Source organism: Nodularia sp. LEGE 04288 (assembly GCF_963896525.1).
Lineage (GTDB): Bacteria > Cyanobacteriota > Cyanobacteriia > Cyanobacteriales > Nostocaceae > Nodularia.
In genome coordinates this window covers 12011-35909 of the sequence record NZ_CAWQOY010000122.1, presented here as the reverse complement: position 1 = coordinate 35909, position 23899 = coordinate 12011, and the positions used below count along the sequence as shown (strand labels likewise).

The window sequence follows — 23899 nt, the reverse complement described above, 5'->3', positions numbered from 1 at the left end:
CTACTTTTGTAAATTAGGTGGTACTTCTTCGGGAACTACCCAATAATAAATTGTGCGTCCATCTACCTCTAATGTCTGTTCTGGTTGCCATTCGCCCATATCGAAGGCATGGGAGACAATCCGCGTTCCCGGTTTAAGTTGCTGTAATAGCTGAGGACGGAGTTTGAGGTTAATGTCAGGCAATAGGTAAAGTGTGACTACCGTGGCTTCACTAAAATCAGACTTAAACAAGTCTTGTTGGACAAATTGTACGCGATCGCTAACTCCGGCTTTCTGTGCATTTGCATTCGCTTCCTGAACCAGTTCGGGGTTAATTTCTACACCCACACCTTTTTTGACACCATACTTTTCGGCGGCTGTAGTCACAATCCGGCCATCACCACTACCAAGGTCATAAAGCACATCATCTTTGCCTACTTTTGCTACTGACAACATGGCATCCACTACTGTTTGTGGTGTTGGCACATAAGGCACATCACCTGGACGTTCTTGGGGTGGAGTTGCCGGTGTTTCGGTCTGTCCCGCCAAAGTAGGTGCTGCTGGCGCTTCTGCTTCCACGTTCGGTTCTTGCGGTGTGCATCCCACAAATCCCCAGCTGGTCAGACTCACTCCTGTCGCCAGTAAAAAAAGAATTTTTTTGTAGTTCATGAATTTTTTCCTTTCTTGATAGCGTGTGATCATCAGTGATCAGTATTAAATCATTCCCCATTCCCCAGTCCCTAGTTTCTCATACTCTCCCTTGGCGATGGCGATTCCAGAACAACAGGGGGATTCCTGCTGCTACCACTAGAACGCCTACAACTGCTCCCACACCCGTATAAGCCAAACTAGAGTAAAGCAAATAACCACATGATACACAAAATAGGAATGGTGTCAAGGGGTAAAGTGGTACACGAAAGGGGCGTGATATTTCGGGTTCCCGAATTCGCAGCACAAACAGCGATACACCTGAAAGCAGAAAGAATAACCAAAAAACGGGGGCGGTGTAATCCACCATCGTTTCAAAGCCTCCGCGGGTAATCGTGCCGAGAAAAACCAATGCTAAGGCGATCGCCACTTGCAACAAAAAGGCTTCGATAGGCGTGCTGTGGCTTTTTTGCCAGCGCCCCATAAAACTAAACAGGGAAAAATCCTGAGCTAAAGCGTAATTAGTTCGCGCGCCGGTGAAAATTGTGGCGTTGATTGCGCCCAAGGTGGAAACTGCAATCAAAATGCTGATAAATAAGGCTCCAGGTTCGCCCCAAATAGAGCGCATTAAATCGGCAGCGACTGCTTCTGATGCAGCCATGTTTGATAAGCCTAGTCCTTGCAGGTAGGCGAGATTGATCAGTAGGTAAATCCCAGTGATGATGCCAATACTCCAAAGTAGCGATCGCAGAATGTTACGTTGTTTATTCTGCATTTCTGCCGAGATATACGCCGCCTCATTCCAGCCACCATAAGACAGGAGTACAAACACCATCGCCAATCCCCAATTTCCTGATGATGCAGGTTCTGTAGCCACTGTCGAGTTAGGGAGAGTAGTTAGTCCCAAAAATACTACCAGTAACAAACCCAGAACCTTAGCTAGAGACAGCCAGTTTTGTGTCCACTTACCTTGTCGCAAACCGAGGATATTTAAAGCCGTTAATAAAGCGATCGCCCCGGCTGCATAAATAGAAGATGAAAACGTACCTAAGCGCCATATTTGAGTCGCATAGTCACCAAATACAAATGCCAACAGCACAATCGAACCTGTTTGAATCACAGTCATTCGCGCCCAAGCAAATAAAAAGGCGACTCCCCGCCCAAATGAACGCTTGAGATAATAGTAGACACCGCCGACATTGGGATAAGCTGTGGCTAACTCGGCATAACACAACGCTCCCACCAGAGATACCAAGCCACCAGCTAACCACAACAGCAGTACAACTAAATCGCTACCTGCTTGAACTGCGACTAATGCTGGGGTTTGAAAAATCCCTGCCCCGATGACAATACCCACAATCAGCGCTACTGCGTCGGATAATGTCAGTAATGACTTGGGATCTCCTGCTTCATTCGTCGCTCCCGACTCAACTAAATTGTAGTTTTCCTGACTACTCACATTCATACCTCATTCGTGTTGAGTATACCGAGCGAAGAATTATCCTCAGTATAGCCAAGACTTTAAAATTCAAAGTTCGGCACTATTTTTTTGGTCGTGGGACTCGGTTTGGTCCACCAGCCCAAGGAGGAGGCCCTGTGGGAGAGCGAACTTCAATCACCGAGCCTGTGGCGGGAGTGATGGTAAAAGCATCAAATTCATCACCTGTTTTGCCCAACTCACCAGTAACGGTAACTTGCTCTCCCTGTGAAAGGTTGATATCGTGCCACCAAAGAGGCCCAGCATCAACAATAATTTCCCCAGTGCCATCATTGAGGATAAATTTATTGCCAATGATGCTTTCTACCCTTCCGGCTATGGTGATGTCTCTAGGGCGTTGTAAATCACCAATCCTAGTTGTTTGTGCAAGCACCAATTGTGGAATAGACAACATAGGTATTGTGGCTGCGATCGCCGCGATTGTCAACTTTTGTAAAAATCGCTGAAACATAGATGAAATCTCGGAAAACTTGGTAATTTTACACCTACATAAAGAGGGAATTTGGCAGTAAATTCATCCCCCTCTAGTAGTGACAAAATTTCCAGTAGCACAATACCTCTGGCGGTATACTTTCGTTGCGACTTCTGCTGTTAGCCTAAAATCAATCGAGCTACGTTGAGGTAAATAAACACTCCCAACACATCCACAGCAGTGGTAATAAAAGGTGCAGACATCAAAGCCGGATCTAGCTTCATCGCCCGGAATAAAAATGGCAGCGCGGAACCCGAAACTGAGGCTAAAATGCAGATGGACAATAGACTAATACCTACAGCCAGGGCGACTGCTAAATTCCCTTCCAAGAAGTATGCCCACACGACGACTACAGTACCCAACATACCTCCCAGCAGTGCGCCAGCGATCGCTTCTCGTCTGACTATATTTAAAGCTTCGTTAGGGCGAATGTCCTCTGTGTTCAAGCCCCGAATTACCACAGTTGAAGACTGCGCTCCTACGTTCCCACCTGTACCAATCAACAAGGGGATAAAGGCAGTTAAAGCCACTACTTTTTCTAAAACATCCTTTTGGTTAGTAATTACCGCCGCCGTAGCACTATTAGTGATTAACAGTACAAATAACCACACTACGCGCTTTCGAGCCACAGTAAATAAATTAGTTTGAAAATAATTATCTCCGCCAGATTCTACACCACCCAATGTATAGATATCTTCTGTGGTTTCTTGTTCTAAAATATCCAAGACATCATCCACCGTGACTATCCCGACTAAACGCTGTTCGGCATCTACCACAGGAATGGCTACGAAGTCGTAGTGCTGAATTGTTCGAGCTACTTCTTCCTGGTCAGTACCCGTATTTACAAATAGCACATCACGAGTCATGATACTGCCAATAGTTTGGTCTGGTTGAGCCAAAATTAGATCCCGTAGCGAGAGAATCCCTGTAAAGCGACGAGCATCATCAGTCACATAAATATAGTAAATAGTTTCTCTTAAGTTAGCCAAAGAACGAATCTGCGCTAGCGCCTGAGTAATGGTGATATTTTCCCTCAGTGAGAGATACTCAGGAGTCATAATCCGCCCAGCAGTGTTAGGCGCATAACCTAAAAGCAAAGCAGTTGCATCCCTTTCCGCCGGACTCAGTTGTTCCAAGAGTCGCCGCACAACTTTCGCCGGTAGTTCGTCAAACAGACGCGCCCGATCATCAGGCGACATATTATCAACGATTTCCCTGACATCCTGACGCTTAAAATCTTCTAGTAGTGTTTGCTGTACACTGGGATCGAGGTATTCAAAGACTTCTATGGCCTCTTCTTTAGAAAGTAACCGAAATGCGATCGCCTGGGTAGCCTCTGGTAAACCTTCAATGGATTCGGCAATATCTGCAACCTGAACTGGAACTAACAAAGCTTTAGCACCCTGAAAGTTTTTTTGTTCAAGTAGCACTCGCAGCTGCTCGCGCACTAGGTCTTGTAACTCTTGTCGGGATCTGCTTTGCATATCGGAACTAATGATAAAGGCAGTGTTCTTTAAAGCTAATTTGCTTCTCAGTAAGTCGGCACAAACAAATCTCACTATGTAACAGAATGTAAAAACCCCAAGACCCTTGTGATTGCTTCACTCCACTTCGTTACCTTCGCAACGACATACATCGAAATTTTCCCGCCGACTTACTTACTGTGACCAAGTGTGACATTTTCCCGCCCTCTAAAGGGTAGTACTACCAGTTTTTCGCCACTTATCCAGAGCAACTTTATATTTTACTTGTTGACAGACAGACTGTATAGGTACTATGAACGCATAAATAGAGTATTGGGAGTTGACAATCGCGAGAAGATTTGTTATGCTAAACTTGATAAGGAAGAACTATCTTGATTCTGCAAAGGCGACATTAAGATGCTAATACTGGGCGATCTAGAAAGCTTACCTGTGCAATACTAGAGTATTACCGCTAAAATCTGCTACTGGGCAACAGTAAAATATCGATCAATTCACCCGTTATCAAACCGCACAGGGCTAAGATAGTTAAAACCCAAAATGCATCGGTTTTGTTGAAGCCAGCAAAACGCATTTCTAAATCAGCTAAAAAGGTAGTGGCTATAGGTATAAGAAAGAGGCTGAAGAAGAGCGACCAAGTTTCCACCAAAGCGACTGATAGACTTAAAAACAAAACCACAACTAAAATTCTAGAGCCAAATGCCACTAACTGCTCCAACCAAACAATAGTTTTTCTGACAATGGCTAAAGTGACAGCGACGACAAAAGCTCCGGCCAACCAAACAATGTGATGAGCCGCAAGATACCACCCCAATAGAGCATAAGCTAACCAGAGTAGTACCAGGGGCATCACTGGAATTCTGTGAAAAAATCCCACATTCATCATTTTCTTCCCCCAGCTTTCAATAATCAAGGAATAGGTATCTTAATTCTAATAAAAAGAACGCAGGTTATTTTTACCTTTATTTTTGTTCACATATCCTCTCATAATTAACAGCTTTGTCAAGGCTAATAGTTACCGGAATCACTCGCAACCATCGGTCAGCCGCTACGCGTTTATATCTGTGTTCATCTGTGGATCATTATTTCTTTTTGTACCTCATAAACCTGCAACACGCTGTAAAGGAAAGGTGATGAACGCTTCGGAAAATCAGGATTCTGGAGTTGTATTTTTTTCAAAGCATAGGTATAGTTTATTTGATCTCAATTTGGGCTTTCACTACAGTGGGATCATCTGTGCGCTCAATCCGAAAACCCAGATTTTCACAGACTTTTTGCATGAGATCATTGTCAACCAAGATATCAGCGGTGATTCTCGTGAGTTGCTCATCTCGACTAACTTGCAGTAACCTTTGCAGTAACTCTGTTCCTATACCCTGACACTGACAGCGATCGCACACCACAATAGCAAATTCTGCTGTATTCGTACCATGTATCTTACTTAACCGACCAACTGCCAATATTTTTCGTGTTTGCGTTTCGGGATTTTGATATTCCACAACTAAAGCGATTTCGCGATCATAATCAATAAAGCAAATGCGTGTTAACCGTTCATGGGCTACTCTTGATTGCAGCTTAATTAAGTGGAAATAACGAAAATAAACACTTTGTTCTGAGAGTGTCTGGTGAAATTGCACCATCAACGGCTCATCTTCTGGACGGATAGGACGAATAGTCACAGGTGTGCCATTTCTCATCGTCCACTGGCTGACATATTGTGTCGGATAAGGTCGAATTGCTAACTTTGGTAGTTGGTCTTGTTTTACCGGAGTTTCGTAGATACCGCGCAGGTTATAACTAGACTGCCACATATAACTAAACATCCGCGCCGCAGTATCAGGATAAGGATATGTGGGAATATGGTTGCGATTCAGAATCATCTCACCTGCGGCTATATCTGCGGGACAATGACAGTATATAGCTTGAGTCAGAGCTAAGAGCGATCGCGGATCGGCTGTATGTCCGGCGATCATGTTGCAAGATGCAGGTGAAAGGGATTGTACTTGTACTTGAGAACTTTCAGATATTAAACAAGCATCGATAAATATTGCTAAATCAGCACGGGCTAAAACTTCGGCGAGTTCTGGGGTGAGTTGGTGAACAGCAATGGATTTCACCTGTGATAGCTGCAAGGCTTTGGCTACTCTTTGACCAATACCATCATCACTACGCAACTCGTTTCCGTATCCTATGGCGATAGTATGAGCGTTCATTTGATGTGGGTTGATTTAAGACATAATAATTCGTAGTTCGTAGTTCGTAGTTGGGGAGTTAACTGTTATTTTTTTAGTGCTGAAACAGAATTATGAGGAAACGAACCGCAGAGACGCAGAGGACACAGAGTTATGAGAGTTTGAGAGGTTTTTTCGGAAGTTTTAATTATTTAAAGGTTCCATTGGTGTTTTTCTCTGGCGGTGACGAGAAAATCTAGTTTGGTGCGATCGCCTTTGGCGGGGCGTAGCCCATCGCGTTTCATTTCGCCGACGCTGGAACCTTTGTCAAACAACGCACCTGTAGGACAGGCGTTAACGCATTTACCGCAAGAAGTACAACTTTGGGAGGTTCCCCAAGGCTGATTTAAATCGGTGATTACGTGGGAATTTGTCCCCCTACCCGCCATATCCCAAGTGTGCGCTCCTTCGATTTCGTCACAAACACGTATACAACGAGTGCAAAGAATACAACGGTTATGGTCAACACCAAAGCGATCGTGTGAAACATCGACCTTACGATCAGGGAAATGGTAATCTAAACGGACATGATCCATACCCATTATTAAGGCTTTGGTGCCGTACTCTCCCCGCTAACACACCCTTGTATCTTAGAGGTATGTTAGAGGAAGTGGTAGACCGTCACACCCTAGGTCATATTAGACCGCTTCGTAGCATGGGTCACCACAAAAATCTCTTTGACAGAACTCGAACAGTCGCCAGGGTCAAAGCTTTAAGTACAGATGTTTAAAGTATACAGTCCGTATCGTGCAAGGAAGAGTGAAATCAAGGGGATGAATTCAACATAAAAATAAGTCATGTTGAGCAAAGAAAATGGAAGATATCTCTGTATGGGTAGGGATTGATGTCAGTCAAGCATCATTAGATGTTTACATTCGTCCCATAGGTAAAGCATTAAAAATTGCTAATACCGCCGTGGAAATTGCTACTTTCGTCGAGCAACTTAAATCATTTCATCTCAACCTGATCATAATCGAAGCAACAGGAGGACTAGAAACAGAGCTGGTAATTCAATTACAAGCCGCACTTTTACCAGTGGCATTAATCAATCCACGTCAGGGACGAGATTTTGCCAAAGCTACAGGTAAGTTTGCTAAAACTGACTCCATTGATGCACAAATCTTGGCACATTTTGGCGAAGCCATGAAGCCCCAAGTGTTAGCAATTGAGTCCGTGGTCAACACAAAGGTAAGCGGATGATTCATGGTGGTCGTGCTCATGTTCGTGCCACTCTTTATATGGGTGCTGTTGTCGCCATGCGTCATAATCCCGTGATTAAAGCTTTTTACGAACGCCTTGTTTCTCGTGGTAAGTCTAAAAAACTGGCTCTGACTGCTTGCGTTCATAAAATGTTAGTTATTTTAAATGCAATGGTTCGGGATAATTTGCCTTGGCACATTTGTGACAACTTCAAACCCATTTTTAACCATTAGTCTCACTAACATTTTTATACCTTGAAGTCCTCTCCCCATCCCATGCCCACGGTACGCCTTTGCCGAACGCACAATTTGGGTTACATTCTCATGCTGCTTTTGGCCCATGCGCGAAATCCAGCAACTGGGGAAGATTCGGCGGCGAAGCGGAGTGCCTGGTGCGGGCTGCAACTATCTTGACTACTCATGACAACATTCATGCCCGTACTAGGCACCGCTGAATCTAGCGCAGCGTTCCCCAGTTGCGTCAATTCTCCTCGCCCTCATTTTTTGTTGGCGATCGCTTGACAATCAAGACAGTCGCTACGTGTCTGTTCAAAAATCAAATAGTAGTCCTATAGTTTGTTGTCCCGCGATTTCTCATCGCCAGGGCTTTAACGATGGTTTATATCGATTATGGTGGGTTACGCTGTCGCTCTAGCGCAGCCATGCTCCCAGGGCTATACCCACCCTACAATTTTTGGGTAATTTGTTTTGGGGAAATCTCTAGAGGTTGAGTATATTTACTGTGCCAGGCAGACAATGAGGATGCATAACATACCCTTAGATAGGTTATGAGAAAATGTCATAAAATTTAAGATTAATTTTGGTTATGTAATTTACATTAACGATCGCAGAGAAATTCGGGCAGAGTGATTAGAATAAAAAATACGATGACGACTAGTTCATGAATTAGTTATCCTAGAAAAATAGACTCAAGCTTAAGTCCGCAGTTAAATTACGTTTTGTGCTTCTGAGGCATCCCAAAGAAGACCAAGCAAACCAAGTCCAATCCACGTCTTAACTACTAAAGAGCTTCCATAATCATAATGCCTGTGATTGAGAAAAAACGAACTCGCGATCTGCCCCAAATCAACGAGCGCATCCGCTTTCCCAAGATTCGAGTCATCGATACTGATGGCGCGCAATTAGGAATTATGCCTCCACAAGAAGCACTACAACTAGCTGAGGAGAAAGAGCTAGACCTAGTATTGCTAAGTGACAAGGCCGACCCACCGGTTTGTCGAATCATGGATTACGGGAAGTACAAGTTTGAGCAGGAGAAGAAGGCACGGGAAGCCCGCAAAAAGCAGCACACGGCTGATGTGAAAGAAGTGAAGATGCGCTATAAAATAGAAGAACACGATTACAATGTGCGTGTTAAGCAAGCCGAGCGCTTCCTCAAAGATGGTGATAAAGTGAAGGCGACTGTGATGTTCCGGGGTCGAGAGATTCAACACAGTGACTTAGCAGAGCATTTGCTCAAGCGCATGGCTAAGGATTTGGAACCGCTTGGTGAACTCCAGCAAGCACCCAAAAAAGAGGGGAGAAATATGATGATGCTGATTTCGCCCAAAAAATAATTCGCCAAATTTTTCAAATATCAAGTATAATTTATAACGAATAATTTCTAATTGACCCAAAGTCGTGGAAATTGTCGGAAAATTGATAGTCCTGAGGGCTGAGTGGGAAAGATAATACTCAGTTGCTCAGGATTTTTGCCGTTTATGGGAAGTGGGAATGAGAAAGATGAGGAAGATGAGGAGGATCAGGGGAAATCATAGTTTGTTTTCGCCCTGATCAGCAAGTCAATGGTCTCAGACCCCTTTGTCTACAGGTCGCTTGTGTTTCAGTCAGGGTGTAAATCCCGGTGGGAAAAAGTCTGATATTTGGAATTTGGAATTGTTTAACGAATCATGCTTCCCGATCTAATTCTCAATCTAATTTAGTGTAGCTTGCAGTGCATGGAACTCAAAAATAACTCGTTGGCTGCAAATAAAGGCGTTCTAGCACGACTGTTACAGTGGTTAAATCTTCGACCGGAAGAAGGCAAACGCACTTGGATGATGTTTGCTTTTTACACGACTGTATCAGTGGGTTTGCGCTGGGCAGAAGACAGTACAGTCGCACTATTTTTGGATGAATATGGGGCTGGCCCCCTGCCTTGGATGTATATTGCCAGTGCTTTCATGAGTATGGGACTGGTTGTAGTTTATTCTTGGCTGCAAAAGATTTTCCCGTTGCGTTGGGTGATTGTGGCGATCGCACCTTGTATGGTTTTGCCATTAATCTTGATCGTGTCCTTGCGTGGGGGAATATATATTTCATTCCTGACAGTCGCCCTCGTGTTTCTGCTGCGGCTGTGGGTCGATGCACTTTATGTGATCAATGACCTCAACACTTCTATTGTTGCTAACCAATTATTTAATATCCGAGAAATTAAACGTACTTATCCCTTAGTCAGTAGTGGGATGTTAGTAGCGGATGTGATCAGTGGCTTTAGTTTGCCTTGGATGCTGCAATTCATCAAGCTAGAACAAGTGATTCTGATCGCCTGTAGTGTGATTATCTTAGGAACAGGGATTTTATTTTATTTAAGTCATCAATATCGAGCCGCCTTTCCTGATGCTCCCCAACGGGTCATTCCCCATGAACAAGCTAACCGACACCGCCGCCTGGAAGCTCCATTAAAGCGTTATACATTGCAGTTGTTCGCTTTTGTCGGTCTTTTGCAAATTATTGGCTTATTAGTAGATTTTCAATACCTGCGCGAACTAAATGTGACTTTAAACAGCCGCGAACTGGCGAGCTTTTTAGGACTATTTGGTGGCATTGTGGGACTGTGTGAGTTAATCACTCAGTGGTTTATTTCCAGCCGCGTCACTGAACGCTTTGGGGTATTTTTAACGGCTGCACTATTACCCATAGCTGTGGGCTTTATCTTACCAGCTGCGATCGCTTTACTGAATTTAGTCCCAGCATTACAAGCCCAAGGCTTCTTTTGGGGATTAGTTGGGCTGAAGTTCTCTGATGAATTGTTACGCTACACCTTTGTCGTGAGTAGCGGTCCCGTCCTATACCAACCGATACCCGAACGCATTCGCAGCCGCACGCAGACATTATCCGGGGGAACAGCCGAAGCGATCGCCACAGGTTTGGCAGGTATAATCATACTTCTGACTTTATATCTCAGCAATCAATATATATCCCTAGAACAACAAAAGTGGGTATTGGTAGGAGAAACCGTTCTGATCGCCGCTGCTTGTTTAAAAGTAGTTTGGTTATTGCGAGCGCGTTATGTTGACTTGTTAGTTTTGAGTGCAGAACGGGGAGAATTGAGTGCCTCAAATGTTGGTCTGCGCTTCTTCAAACAGGGCGTAGTCAAAGCTTTAGGAGAAAAAGGCAACACGGCTGATAAAAGCTCTTGCATTGAACTATTGGCGCAAATTGATCCCCAAGGAGCCGCGCAAGTTTTAGCACCCTTACTGCTGAAATTCCCCTCAGATTTGCAGCGCCAAAGTTTGGAAGTCATGCTAATTGCAGATATCAATCCTATTTATGCCCTGGAAGTGCGCTCCTTGTTACAACAGCCGCCGGGAACAGTTGATCCTGAAGTTTTTGCCCTAGCGCTGCGTTACGTTTGGCTAGCTGAAACTAACCCGAATTTAACCCTATTAGAAGAGTACCTCCAACCACGACATCATTCACTGATTCGCGCCACCGCCGCCGCTTTAATTTTGCGTCAGGGAACACCCCTGCAAAAAATCGCCGCGACTAAAACTATGCGCCGAATGCTGACTCATCAACAAGAACGAGAACGAGTCAATGGCGTGAGAGCGCTGAGAGAAGCTGTATATTTACAGGCGTTGCGGATTTATATTCCCAAGTTGTTACAGGATGAATCCTTACGGGTACGCTGTGCAGTTTTGGAAATGATTGCTGCAACTCGTTTAGAGGACTATTATTCGGCTTTAATCGGGGCGCTTTACTATAAATCAACCCGCAGTACCGCCATGCAGGCTTTGATTAAACTCGAAAATGAATGTCTAGAAATGTTGTTAGAACTGGCTACCAATACTTATAAACCAGAAGTAGTGCGGATGTATGCTTGGCGCACCATTGCTCAAATTTCTACTCTCGAAGCAATGGAAACTTTATGGCTGCATTTAGAAATATCTTGGGGCGCTACTAGATATTATATTCTCCGCAGTTTACTGAAAATCAATCAACAACCAGAAATCACGAGTATAGATACTTTTCATCACAGTCAGGTGGAAGGTTTAATTGAGCAGGAATTAAAGTTTTTAGCGGAAATTTACGCCGCCTATCTAGACTTTGAACAGCCAGAGATTGTCGAAAATTCTCAATTAGGCAGAATTTTAGTGATTGCTAACTTATTGCAACGCGCACTAGAAGAGTTAGAAATGGATGTGAAGGAGCGATTGTTGCTACTACTGAGATTACTTTACTCGCCAGAAAAGATGCAAGCAGCTGCATTCAATCTCAAATCAGAATCAGGGGCAAATTTAGCCCAGGGGTTAGAAATTTTAGACCATACGATTAATTTGCCCACAAAAGCGATATTGTTGAATATCTTAGATAAGCGATCGCCCCAAGAAAAACTCCATTGTTTAGTGGAAGCTGGGTTAGGGAAATATCAACAAATGCCCGTCAGCGATCGCATTGGCCGGTTGTTGACACTGAGTCATTTGCTTTCTGATTGGTGTTTAGCCTGCTGTTTTCACTTTGCTCAAGTTAGCCGTATCCGTTTGAACATTGAGGAAATTTTAGTAGCTTTACGCCATCCTACAGGCTTTGTCCGGGAAGCGGCGATCGCTTATCTCAGTGTCGCCTCACATCGCGTCCTTCTCGAACTCCTACCCAAATTACAAAAAGACACACACCCCCTCGTAGTCGCTCAAGTTAAGGAGTTAATGGAAACATACACTGTCAAAAATGATGGCGAGTAGTGACTGGGGAGTGGGGAGTGGGGAGTGGGGAGTAGGGAGTGGGGAGTAGGGAGTAGGGAGTGGGGACTTTGCTACTATTAAGTAAGTCTATTAAAGCAGAATTACTATGTATGTCCTCATAGGTGGAGCCGGTTTAGTGGGGCTAAATTTGGCGCAAAAATTAGTAGAACTGGGGCATACAACTGCCATCATTGACAAAGATCCTAATGCTTGCCGCTATGCCCGTGAACAAGTAGGAGTCATGGCTTTTGAAGGCAGCGCTGTGAGTACAGAAACCTTATTAGAAGCCGGGATTCGCAAAGCTGATGCCCTAGCAGCTGTCCTCAGAAGTGATGCCTTGAATTTAGCAATGGTAACTCTTGCTAAACACTACGGCGTTCCTCATATTTTGTCGCGGATGCGCCACCGGGATTTTACTGAACCTCTACGTATATCTGGAGCCAATCATATTATCAGCACTGTGGAATTGGCGGTTTCGACAATGGTGAATGCCATCGAGTATCCACAAGTAGAATCAATGATGCATTTTGAGCAAGGGCAAATCGAAGTCCTGAAAATGCTCATTCCCAATAATTGCTATGTTGTGGGTCGCAGTATTGCAGAAATTGCTCAAAATCCCAATTTTCCTAGTGGTTCTTTAATTATTGGTTATCAATCCCATCCCCATACCGATTTAATTATTCCTAATGGCAGTACTGTAGTTGAGCCTAATTCAACCGTGTTAATTGTCACCAAGCCGGGAGTTTTACACCAAGTGATTGATTTTATTGAAGGTTGTAAGTAATTCGTAATTAATTATCTCTGTTACAAGCAACAAGATCCCCGACTTCTTGAAGAAGTCGGGGATCTGAACTTTGGGGATTTAAACATTTCAATCATCTTCTAATTGTAGTAATTGTTCATCGATATTTTTGATGCGATCGCGGGCAATTTCTTCTGAGAGAATCCGCTTACGCATAGCTTCAGTGAGTGCGCCTTTTTCAGCCAGCAGTAGACGGCGACGGATGGCTTCAAGTTTACTGCGATCGCCTCTTTTCGTGCCAAACTCCTCTGGGCGACGATTATGAAATTCCCGTAGCGCTTTTTCCGCCCCAGCAATTCGCACCTGATAACCTGAACGCATCTCTTCATAGATGGCTTTAGGTAATATCCCCGATTTCAACAAACTATCTAACTCATCCTGTGCCGCCTTACCAGTAATTAATTGCGCTTGCATTTCTTCCACTCGGTGGCGAGATGCAGAGAAGTGAGACAGATTTAAACGTTTGACTAACCACGGTAAACTCACACCCTGTCCCACCAGAGACAGCAACACTGTACCAAATACAATGGGAATGATAGTTTCTCGCCCTACCAGTCCAATGGGTAAACTTAACGCCAACACCATCGACAGCGAGCCTTTAATATTACCCAGAAACAAAACGTGTTGCCAACGCCACGGTATGGAACGGTCGAACCAACCCACCATTGCTAACAGTGGATACACAGAAACCAGTCTTCCCATTTGGTAAGCCAGAATTGCTAACAACACCGCAGGCAGAGTATACCAAAGAGTTGTGAGGTTCACTTCTAAACCAATCAACAAAAAAATCAAACTATTGACACCAAAACCCAGAGATTCCCAAAAAGTCAGTAATGTCAAGCGAGTAGAAGCCGAGACATTACCCGCCAGCCCTTTGGTTCCCACAATTAAGCCAGCCACCACCACTGCTACCACACCGGATACACCCAGCAATTGCCCAGCTTGAAAAGCTCCCAAAGCTACAGCCATTGTCAGTAAAATACTACTCAGCGGCTCATCAGACCGCACAAATAAACCCGTACTCAAATAGCCCAGAATTAATCCCACCAAAGTACCGCCCACAATTACCACAAAAAATTCTTGGAATCCATCCAAGATTGTCAGTGAGCCAGCCGCATTAAATTGTAAAATTAAGCTAAATAAAACCAACGCCACACCATCGTTAAATAAGCTTTCTCCTTCCACAATGGTAGAAAGTCGCGAAGGAACAGGTACTTCTTTGAACACAGCAATCATGGAAACAGTATCAGTGATTGCTAAAATCACCCCAGCTAACAGTGCTTGTATCCAATCAATTCCCAGTCCCCATTTTAAAAGTATTGCTGTCACGCCCGAAGAAATTACAACTCCCGGCCCCGCTAGTAAAGCAATGGGTTTAACAGTGCTACGCAGACGACTGATATCAGTATTAATAGCTGCCTCAAACACCAGAATCGGTAAACACAAATTTAAAATGAGAGAATCATTCAAACCAATGCGACTGGGTAGCAATTCCGTAATTGCCAATCCCGCCAGCACTAAACCCGCGACATAAGGAACTTTTAACCTGCGAGATAGCAGCGCCACAGCTGTAGCCACCAACAGGAGAATAATTGAAACCTTGACTAATTCGGTAACATCCACTGAGATTTTGATAAGTTATTTTAGTTTGCTGATAAATTTTAATCTGAAGGCTGAGGTTCACAAAGGCGAGTTTCATCCACCTGACTCAAGAGGCAGGGGAGCAGGGAGCAGGGAGCGGGGGTGAGTGAGAAATTACTTTACATTCCCGGTTGGTGCTTAACAACCTTTCCTCTTCTTTCCCATTCCCTATCAGACAAAATTAAGTGCAAAAATATACCAAGTTTTATTTATGAATATAGAAACAGCAATTGGTGAAGAAATTATCACCACTAATCTCAAGCAATTTCTTTTGGTACTTTCGGTATCTTTAGGGGTGGCGACATTACCGCAGATATTTAGTTGGTTCCGCCACATACCTTATACCTTACTCCTGGTGATTGTCGGCTTAGGGCTGGCCTTTGTTGATGTCCGCCTTGTCACCCTTTCGCCGGAATTAATTTTGTTCATCTTTTTACCCCCTTTGTTGTTTGAAGCCGCCTGGAATTTGCGCTGGGCAGAGTTAAAACGCAATTTGGTGACAATTTGTCTGTATGCAGTTTTGGGGGTGGTAATTTCCATTGGCGGCATCGCAATTGGTCTAAATCAATTCGCGGGGATATCTCTAACGACAGCTTTGCTAATTGGCGCTAGTTTATCTGCTACTGACCCGGTTTCTGTGACGGCTTTGTTTCGCGAATTGGGCGTGGGTAAAAGTCTCACCACCATGATGGAAGGCGAAAGCTTGTTTAATGATGGCATGGCTGTGGTGGCTTTTAGTTTTTTGGTAGCGCTGTCTTTGGGAAATGCCGAATTGGGTTTCCAGCCAATTTTGTTAGAGCTGGTGATGGTTATTGGTATCGGCGTAGCAGTGGGAGGATTAATTGGCTTTGGTATTTCTTATCTAACCCAACGCTTTGATTTACCAATGGTGGAACAGTCTTTAACTCTGGTTTCTGCTTACGGGACTTACCTGGTTATCGAAGAGTTGGGTGGTTCTGGGGTAATTGGAGTTGTGACCACAGGCTTGATTTTAGGTAACTTTGGTTCTCGCGTAGGGATGAATCCCCGCACTAGGGTGATTGTTTCGGAATTTTGGGAATTTTTAGCGTTTTTTGTCAACTCAATTGTCTTTTTATTAATTGGTGACCAAATTCGCTTTGCTGTTTTGGGCGAAAACTTGCAAATCATTGGTATCACAGTAGCAGCCATGATTTTGATGCGGGCTGTGGCTATTTATCTTCTCAGTAAATTGAGTGCTGCGATTACGCAATATCAAATTCCTTTACCAGAACAAACTGTTTTATGGTGGGGTGGGGTACGCGGTTCTGTTTCTATTGCCTTAGCCTTAAGTGTACCTATAGGACTGCCAGAGCGAGAAAAAATCATTGCTACGGTGTTTGGAGTAGTTTTATTTACTCTACTTGTCCAAGGATTGACGATTAAACCTTTGTTACAGAAGCTAAATCTTTTGGGTGATGCGCCTCTACGTGATCGATATTCTGAACTGGCTACCCGTCATGTCGCTTTAGAACGCGTTTTGCAGCATCTCCAATCAGATAACCGTCCAGGTATTGACCCTGAGTTTTACCGTTATCAAGAGACACTGATTAAAGGGGAGATTGAAAATTTGCAAATAAAGATTGATAAGTTACAGGTTGAATATCCCAATGTTCGCACCTTTATCACTGAACAGTTTCGGGAGGAACTTTTGGCTATTGAGGCTGATACTTATGCAGAGTTTGTCCGCGCTGGTCGGTTAAATACGGAATTAGCCCCTATGCTTGAAGATGTTTGGCAACATGAGGATAGTCATTAGTCATTAGTCATTAGTCATTAGTCATTAGTCATTAGTCATTAGTCATTAGTCATTAGTCATTGGTCATTGGTCATTGGTCATTAGTCATTGGTCATTGGTCATTGGTCATTGGTCATTGGTCATTGGAAAGTTTCTTCTCCCCTGCTCCCTGCTCCCTGCACCCCTGCTTCTTCTCCCCTGCTTCTTCTCCCCTGCTCCCTGCTCCCTGCACCCCTGCTTCTTCTCCCCAGTCCCTTTCTTTATCAAGGTTTTTATAAGGGATACAAGCCAGCGAAAAAGAAACAAATTTCTAATTTTTAAGCAACATTGATTAATTGTTCTAAAGATTTAGCTGATGGTAAAGGTTTGCCATCTTCCTGATATTCTTCAATGAGCATTTCTATCACTTCTTGAGCATTTTTTAATGCTTCCTCATAAGTATCGCCATGAGTGTGATATTTTTGGGTAGGAAATTCTGGTAAATGAACTAAATAACATTCGTCTTCACTACTCCATTGAATAATAATTGTATAAGGTAAATTCATTCTTCTGACTCCTGTTTTTGGATGAATTTTAATTTAGCTAATTTGTCTGCAACTTCTTTTTCTATATAAATTTTAGGTCATTCCCATCTTTACCGGAAATCGTAATAGGATCACTGGGTAATAAAGGATGATACCAACGGGTATGACTTCCTTTTGCAGAACGATAAACAAAACCAGCTTTTTTGAGTAAGCTTTTTAATTCTCTAATTTTTTTAGGCATGATTCAAGTCTGAATGGAAAAATATTTATTTATGCTGGAATTTGGTAGGGTGTGTGATTAATTTTGCAGCTACTGAAAATCTGGGACTGTGCGTTGCGCTACGCGACAACACACCCTACTGTCTATTCCCTAGTACAAGTTGGCGTAAATAAACAGACCATTCAAAATCCATGAAAAGCCCATTTTATAAGCTTTTTGACTTTTGACTTCCGCCTTGCGGTACTAGTCCCTAAGAGGATGTTTGTTTCCATTTATCTAAAATATCTTTAAATACGAGTTCTTCGATCCAAGTTTTCGCAACTACTGCTAAGGGTAGCGCCATGACTAGTCCCAAAGCACCAAAAAAGCCGGCGAAGAAGAGTTGTGCTGTGAGGGTAAAGGCTGGTAAGAGGGATACTTGTTTGGCCATGACTGTGGGAGTTAGCCAGTAGCTTTCTATGTTTTGAATGATTAGGTATAAAATTAAAACTGCGATCGCTTTCCAAGGTGCTTCGAGAAAGGCGATCGTCATTGGTAAGATGACGCTTAAGGTGGGGCCAATGTTGGGAATAAAGTTGAGTAACCCTGCTAGTACAGCATGAGCTAGTACCAAGGGTACTCGTAAAATCAGCAAACCTAACCCACTCAAGAAGCCAATAAATACCATTGTAATTAAAGCTCCAACTGTCCAGTGTCCCAAACCCTCGCCGCACAAAGTGAGAATTTCTTCTACCCGATGGCGGTAAAATGACGGGAAACACCGTACAAAAACTTTACGGTAGGGTTGGGGATTGACTAACAACATCAAAGTTAAAACTATTACCAGTAAAAATTCTAAGGCCGCAGTAAAGCCTGTAGAGAAAAACGCGATCGCTTGTCTCCAGATATTTTCAGTTAATGGCTGTAGTTCTTGAATTAAATTATTAATGTCTGGTAAGTTCGTTACATAAGGACCGATAATCGTACCTTCTAACCAAGTAATCACCTGCTGAATCTGAGCTACTCCACTGGGAAACAACTTGACCAATTCCTGAAACTGGTCGATGAAAGGTGGCACAATTACCAAGAAACAAGTAACTAACAAACCGAGGACAATCACCACACTTAGCCACACAGCCCAAATTCTCTGCATTCGAGACTGTTGAAACCGTAGCACTAGTTGGTTAATCGCTGTTGCTAGCACGATGGCTGTAAATAACAGCAACAATAACTGGCGAATTTCCCAGAGAATATAAAGTGAGATCACCAGCGCAAAAAATCCCAGCAATTGCCCGATTTTCATTTTTTAGCTTCCTCTTATATCTATTTAATAAATATAAATTATTAAACACCAATAACCAGTTATACAAACTTAGTCCGCGCCGGCGGAATCAGAAAAATTAAACATCAATATTCAAAAAATAAAAGAGTTATGTTGCTGCCATACTGTACTATAGATAAACAGAAAATTTCCCTTGCTAGATATTTTGTGGTAATTGCTTGACAAATAGCTTACAACATTTTAATCAGCAATATTCAAAGACAAGTTTATTGGTAAAATACCTCAAAAGATAGATGTGTAATTAACTTAAGTAACACCTAATCATCTGTGATATTAATTGCATTTTTTATCCATAAAATTATTTTAAATTATTCTCACTGATGCGAATTAACCTCTTAGCCTGATGAATCAAACATGAAAAACCAATTATCCCAGATTTTATGGGTTGTAGGGGCAGCGATGACGCTGGTTTTAACTGGGTGTGAACAGATAGTTGAATATTTACCACCTTTACCTAGAGTCGAGATTCCATCAGATAAGCCGCCACAGTCGCCACAACCAACCCAATCTGCCACAACTGAGCAAATCGAAATTGCAGTTCGCCAAGGCATTAATGAGGTGCGTCAAGATGAAGAACTCCAGCCTCTAGAGCATAATGAGAAACTAGCACAGGTTGCCCGTAATTACAGCCGACAAATGGCAGAGAATAACTTTTTCAGTCATACTGGCGATGATGGCAGTAATCTCCAAGACAGAGTAAGTGCTGGTGGTATCATCTACTGGGTGGTCGGGGAAAATCTCTTCAAAGGTACAAATGTTCCTCAACCTGTAAAAGTCGCGGTTGATGGTTGGATGGAAAGTCCCGGACATCGTGAAAATATTCTTCGTCCGGTTTTTACAGAAACGGGTGTGGGAGTTTGGCGAGTTGACAACACCTATTACATCACTCAGTTGTTCTTACGGCGTTAAGGTAGGGATTTGGGTTACAGCTTTTTTCAATGGGGTATTTTAAGCTTGTCATTCCAGTAGTCGGGTTTAGGAAATTAGGATAATGGTGGGTTACGCTGCGCTAACCCACCCTACAATTTTGGGGTAATTTATTTTTTGGTGTTTCCTGAATCTGTATCTCATTCAAATGAGAAGCACTGTATAAGTTTTGCTTTGATTTTTTTCCTAAGTGTGTATCAATTTACTCGAATTACCGCATCCTTCCAGGGTGTGAAATTTTGGTATGCTGATTGATTTAGGGACTGATTTTTTAGGTGATGAAATACTAGATTACTTCTGTCTAAGGGTGGTAATAAAACTATTGCCATAACTGTAAAAAAGTAAGGTATAAATTAAATTTATATTTTCAATAGTTATAGTTTTATTTTTGTCTATTACATCTGATAGTTGGTGAGCAAAAGACATTTGTAATAAGTATTTTTTGGTCTTTTTTGTTGTGAAGATTTCAGTTATTTAATAGCTAAAATTAAATTTTACAAAGAATTATTTACCAAGTTAGCAATCTTCTATTGCTTCAATTTACTTGTCCTCAAACTTTAAACATGAGATTGGAGTTAAGGCTATGGCATTTTTTGGCTATCACGCCTCTCACGAGCAATTTAAACCCAGCGCTCTTTTAGAATATGTCCAAGCAGCTCATCAAGCTGGATTTAGTCGCATATCTTGTTCTGATCATTTTCATCCGTGGAGCGATCGCCAGGGCGAAAGCGGTTATGCTTGGTCTTGGCTAGGTGCGGCCATGCAGTCTACACCCTTGAATTTTGGTGTGGTTTGCGCCCCCGGACAGCGCTATCACCCGGCAATTATCGCCCAAGCTGCGGCTACTTTGAGTGAAATGTTTCCCCAACGGTTTTGGGTAGCATTGGGCAGTGGACAGGCTTTAAATGAGCAGATTACAGGGGATTTTTGGCCGGCGAAAGCTGTACGAAATATGCGCCTCAAAGAGTGTGCTGATGTGATGCGCGCCCTCTGGAAAGGTGAAACTATCACTCACTACGGTCTGGTAAACGTGGAACAAGCAAAGCTTTATACCAGACCAGCCATAGCACCGTTGATTATGGGGGCAGCAATTACCCCAGCCACTGCGGAATGGTTAGGAAGTTGGGCGGATGGACTGATTACTATTTCTCACCCCTATGAAATGCTGAAGCAAGTTGTAGAAGCATTCCGGCGAGGTGGTGGCGAAGGAAAACCAATGTATCTAAAAGTACAGCTTTCCTATGCAGCCGATGAAACTCTCGCCCTAGAGGGAGCTTATGATCAATGGCGGACAAATATTTTCCCAAGTTATATATTGACAGACTTGCGGCATCCCCAGCAATTTGAGGCGATCGCACAATTTGTCAAACCAGAAGATATGTATCAATCTGTCCGTATCTCAGCCACTCCGCAACAGCATATTGACTGGCTCAAGCAAGATATTGAACTCGGCTTTAACGAAATTTATTTACACAACGTTAATCGCCAACAGCAGAAATTTATCGAAGTTTTTGGCAAAGAAGTAATTCCAGCCCTTCAAGGTACTAATTAAGGAGTAAATAAACAATTATGCGAGTAACTGTCGGCCCACCAATTCTGACAATTAATCATGGTAGTACCTTTATGGCCACTGACTTGGGTGGAGAAATCAATCCCCATAGTCATCTCGGAATTTTTTCAGATGATACCAGATTTTTAAGTGACTATGCCTGCTACGTTGATGGTAAATCCTGGATTCGCCTGACTTCCGCAACCACAACATATTATGCCGCACGGGTTTATCTGATCAATCCCCAGTTCACTTCTACACAAGGCAAAATTGCTCAAGGTGATTTATCGTTAATTATTAGCCGGACAGTAGAACAGGGAATACATGAGGATCTCGACATTACAAATAATGCATCCCACCCTGTCAACTTTAATCTAGAAATTGCTCTGGCTTCCGACTTTGCTGATATTTTCGAGGTAGCTTCACAGCAATATGTGCGTCGGGGGCATATTGAAACCAAATGGCAAGAAGCAGAAAATCAGCTAGAAACGAGCTATAAAAATGACACCTTTTACCGTTGTTTGATTTATAAACCTTGTAACTTTACATCCCAACCTCACTATGCAAACGGTCGCGTTACCTTTGATATATCACTAGAACCGAGTGAAACTTGGCACACTTGCTGTAAATATCACCTGATTGATCATCAGCACGTGCGCGAAGCTGTTAATTTGTGTTATCAAGCAATGCTAGATCCCGCTATTGTCAGTACAGAAATTGAAAGGTTGCATTGTCAATGGCGAGACTCGGTAACTGGTATTGTCTGCGCCAATGAGGATTTAGTCCGGCTTTATCGCCAGTCAGTTGAGGATTTAGGTTCACTGCGATTATATGACTACGATTTTGAACCAGATATTTGGCTACCAGCCGCAGGTGTACCCAAGTTTGTGACGCTGTTTGGCCGTGACAGTTTGATTATTAGTCTACAAAATATGATTGTCCATCCCGGTTTTGCCCGTGGAGCGCTGCAAAAATTGGGACAGTTACAAGCGACTGAATTAGACGATTGGCGTGATGCTCAACCGGGTAAGATTCTCCATGAAGTCCGCCAAGGTGAATTAGCATATTTTAGCAAAGTCCCCCATACACCTTATTACGGTACTGCCGATGCGACACCTTTATTTCTGATTACTTTGCATGAAACTTGGAAGTGGTTGGGAGATGATTCATTGTTGCAGAATAACCGAGATAGAGCATTGCGTTGTCTGGAATGGATTGATAATTATGGAGACTTAGACGGTGATGGATTTCAAGAATACCAAACGCAATCATCAGGGGGAATTGAAAATCAAGGTTGGAAAGACTCAGGTGATGCAGTTGTCTATCCAGATGGAAGCCAGGTAAAAGCACCAAAGGCATTATGTGAGTTACAAGGCTATGTGTTTGATGCATGGATGCGAATGGCGGAGGTGTTTGATGTTCTGGGTGAAGGACATTTTGCTCAAGAATTACGCACTAAAGCTGCTAAACTGCAAGTAAGTTTTGAAGAGCATTTCTGGAGTGAAGATTTAGAGTGTTATGTTTTTTGTCTAGATCCAGAGAAGCAACCAGTGCGATCGCTAACTTCAAATGCAGGTCATTGTCTCTGGAGTGGTATCGCCAGCCCTGAACGTGCAGCCCGTGTAGTCAAGCGGCTAATGCAACCAGATATGTGGAGTGGTTGGGGTATTCGGACATTAAGCACCGAAAATCCTGCCTATAATCCTTACTCCTATCACTTAGGTTCGATTTGGCCTCATGACAATGGCATCATTGCAATGGGATTTAAACGTTATGGTTTTGCGGCGGAAGTAGCCGAAGTTGCTCACGGTACTTTTGATGCAGCCAAGTATTTTGCCAGTTATCGTTTACCAGAACTTTTTGCGGGAATTAAGCGGGAAGCGGGAGCTTTTCCAGTTCCTTACATTGAAGCCAACGTGCCTCAAGGCTGGGCTGCGGCATCAGTTTTTCATTTAATCCAAGCAATGCTGGGTTTACAAGCTGATGCGCCTAATCAGTTGCTTTACGTTGATCCACATATACCAAAATGGCTCCCTGAAATTGAACTCCAGCACGTAGAAATTGGTAATTCTCGTGTGGATTTGCAGTTTTGGCGGGAAGGTGAAATTACCCATTGGGATGCGGTGGTTAAATCTGGTGAGGTGGAGGTAAAACAGCAAACTTGGCAACCTTGGAGAACTGATAAGTAGGTGGGCGTAAATAAAGTTAACTGGCGGGGGTCGTCATTTGTCCTTTGTCCTTCTCTGCGAGACACTACGTGAACGGCTACGCTCCCTTCGGCTTACGCTCAGGGCAAGCAGGGTAAATCATTGGTCATTGCTAAGGGTTTCATGGGTGTTTACTTTTCGTAATCCATACCCACCTACTTACAACTAGGGATTTCTAGCCTTTTTCTATGGAATCTTCGCTTTCAGCCAGACTAAAAACGTAGGAAACTCTGATGATTTCGTTGAGTTACAAAAGTTTTCGATTTACTAACCTTAGTTTTCAAAAGTTTGGGGTTTACTGATAATGAATAGTTAGATCCTATGGCAAGTTTGAGTAATATCAACTATAGGACTACTATTTGATATTTGAACAGACACGTAGGGTGTGTTAGCGGTAGCGTAACGCACCAAAACCTTAATAATGGTGCGTTACGGACTTCATCCTAACGCACCCTACAATACTTAATTGTTTCATAAATC

General features: G+C 43.1%; 16 protein-coding genes and 4 pseudogenes. 8 read left to right on the top strand and 12 right to left on the bottom strand.

Annotated features, from left to right (window positions below; translation table 11 throughout):
• The 8 genes and pseudogenes from AACX33_RS15785 to AACX33_RS15750 all read right to left on the bottom strand — a co-directional run.
• On the bottom strand, positions 1–648 hold the full coding sequence (locus AACX33_RS15785) for an SAM-dependent methyltransferase (RefSeq protein ID WP_193998346.1): 648 nt from the start codon (positions 646–648) through the stop codon (positions 1–3).
• 79 nt (positions 649–727) lie between these two features.
• A complete protein-coding gene (locus AACX33_RS15780; RefSeq protein ID WP_193998345.1) occupies positions 728–2092 on the bottom strand; it encodes an APC family permease in 1365 nt (454 codons plus the stop codon).
• A gap of 76 nt (positions 2093–2168) precedes the next feature.
• On the bottom strand, positions 2169–2576 hold the full coding sequence (locus AACX33_RS15775) for an OB-fold nucleic acid binding domain-containing protein (RefSeq protein WP_193998344.1): 408 nt from the start codon (positions 2574–2576) through the stop codon (positions 2169–2171).
• 140 nt (positions 2577–2716) lie between these two features.
• Entirely contained in the window at positions 2717–4081 is a 1365-nt protein-coding gene (mgtE, locus tag AACX33_RS15770; protein WP_193998343.1) for a magnesium transporter, read from the bottom strand.
• Between the two features lie 451 nt (positions 4082–4532).
• Positions 4533–4961: a hypothetical protein gene (locus AACX33_RS15765; protein ID WP_193998399.1), complete on the bottom strand. Its 429-nt coding sequence runs from the start codon at positions 4959–4961 to the stop codon at positions 4533–4535.
• Between the two features lie 310 nt (positions 4962–5271).
• Positions 5272–5838: pseudogene (locus AACX33_RS15760) on the bottom strand (GNAT family N-acetyltransferase); the annotation flags it as partial.
• A 141-nt stretch (positions 5839–5979) separates the two neighbouring features.
• Positions 5980–6291 (bottom strand): annotated as a pseudogene (locus AACX33_RS15755) (hydrogenase maturation protease); the annotation flags it as partial.
• Between the two features lie 170 nt (positions 6292–6461).
• Positions 6462–6860, bottom strand: a pseudogene (locus AACX33_RS15750) (4Fe-4S binding protein); the annotation flags it as partial.
• A 262-nt stretch (positions 6861–7122) separates the two neighbouring features.
• On the opposite strand from AACX33_RS15750, the pseudogene AACX33_RS15745 reads away from it, so the two are divergent.
• The 4 genes and pseudogenes from AACX33_RS15745 to AACX33_RS15730 all read left to right on the top strand — a co-directional run bounded on the left by AACX33_RS15745 (position 7123) and on the right by AACX33_RS15730 (position 13256).
• Positions 7123–7742, top strand: a pseudogene (locus AACX33_RS15745) (IS110 family transposase).
• A gap of 809 nt (positions 7743–8551) precedes the next feature.
• A complete protein-coding gene (gene infC, locus AACX33_RS15740) occupies positions 8552–9085 on the top strand; it encodes a translation initiation factor IF-3 (protein ID WP_006196450.1) in 534 nt (177 codons plus the stop codon).
• 381 nt (positions 9086–9466) lie between these two features.
• The gene (locus tag AACX33_RS15735) at positions 9467–12472 is read left to right on the top strand and encodes an MFS transporter (protein WP_193998341.1); all 3006 of its coding nucleotides are present in this window, start codon (positions 9467–9469) and stop codon (positions 12470–12472) included.
• A 106-nt stretch (positions 12473–12578) separates the two neighbouring features.
• Positions 12579–13256, top strand: coding sequence for a potassium channel family protein (locus tag AACX33_RS15730; protein WP_193998340.1), 678 nt, complete (start codon positions 12579–12581; stop codon positions 13254–13256).
• A gap of 87 nt (positions 13257–13343) precedes the next feature.
• Here the strand turns inward: AACX33_RS15730 and AACX33_RS15725 are convergent, their stop codons facing one another.
• Positions 13344–14897, bottom strand: a complete 1554-nt coding sequence (locus AACX33_RS15725) for a cation:proton antiporter domain-containing protein (RefSeq protein WP_193998339.1) — start codon at positions 14895–14897, stop codon at positions 13344–13346.
• A gap of 229 nt (positions 14898–15126) precedes the next feature.
• Here AACX33_RS15725 and AACX33_RS15720 point away from each other — a divergent pair, with 229 nt between their 5' ends.
• The gene (locus tag AACX33_RS15720; protein WP_193998338.1) at positions 15127–16692 is read left to right on the top strand and encodes a cation:proton antiporter; all 1566 of its coding nucleotides are present in this window, start codon (positions 15127–15129) and stop codon (positions 16690–16692) included.
• Positions 16693–16988: 296 nt separating this feature from the next.
• Here the strand turns inward: AACX33_RS15720 and AACX33_RS15715 are convergent, their stop codons facing one another.
• The 3 genes from AACX33_RS15715 to AACX33_RS15705 all read right to left on the bottom strand — a co-directional run bounded on the left by AACX33_RS15715 (position 16989) and on the right by AACX33_RS15705 (position 18697).
• Entirely contained in the window at positions 16989–17216 is a 228-nt protein-coding gene (locus tag AACX33_RS15715; RefSeq protein WP_193998337.1) for a type II toxin-antitoxin system HicB family antitoxin, read from the bottom strand.
• 61 nt (positions 17217–17277) lie between these two features.
• Positions 17278–17436: a type II toxin-antitoxin system HicA family toxin gene (locus AACX33_RS15710; protein ID WP_322744523.1), complete on the bottom strand. Its 159-nt coding sequence runs from the start codon at positions 17434–17436 to the stop codon at positions 17278–17280.
• 229 nt (positions 17437–17665) lie between these two features.
• A complete protein-coding gene (locus tag AACX33_RS15705) occupies positions 17666–18697 on the bottom strand; it encodes an AI-2E family transporter (protein ID WP_193998336.1) in 1032 nt (343 codons plus the stop codon).
• Between the two features lie 393 nt (positions 18698–19090).
• Between AACX33_RS15705 and AACX33_RS15700 the strand changes: the two genes are divergently transcribed.
• From AACX33_RS15700 to AACX33_RS15690, 3 genes are all read left to right on the top strand, one after another.
• On the top strand, positions 19091–19645 hold the full coding sequence (locus AACX33_RS15700; RefSeq protein ID WP_193998335.1) for a CAP domain-containing protein: 555 nt from the start codon (positions 19091–19093) through the stop codon (positions 19643–19645).
• Positions 19646–20231: 586 nt separating this feature from the next.
• Positions 20232–21215: a TIGR03885 family FMN-dependent LLM class oxidoreductase gene (locus tag AACX33_RS15695; protein ID WP_339383013.1), complete on the top strand. Its 984-nt coding sequence runs from the start codon at positions 20232–20234 to the stop codon at positions 21213–21215.
• Between the two features lie 17 nt (positions 21216–21232).
• The gene (locus AACX33_RS15690) at positions 21233–23401 is read left to right on the top strand and encodes an amylo-alpha-1,6-glucosidase (protein ID WP_193998333.1); all 2169 of its coding nucleotides are present in this window, start codon (positions 21233–21235) and stop codon (positions 23399–23401) included.
• The last annotated feature ends 498 nt before the right edge of the window (positions 23402–23899 follow it).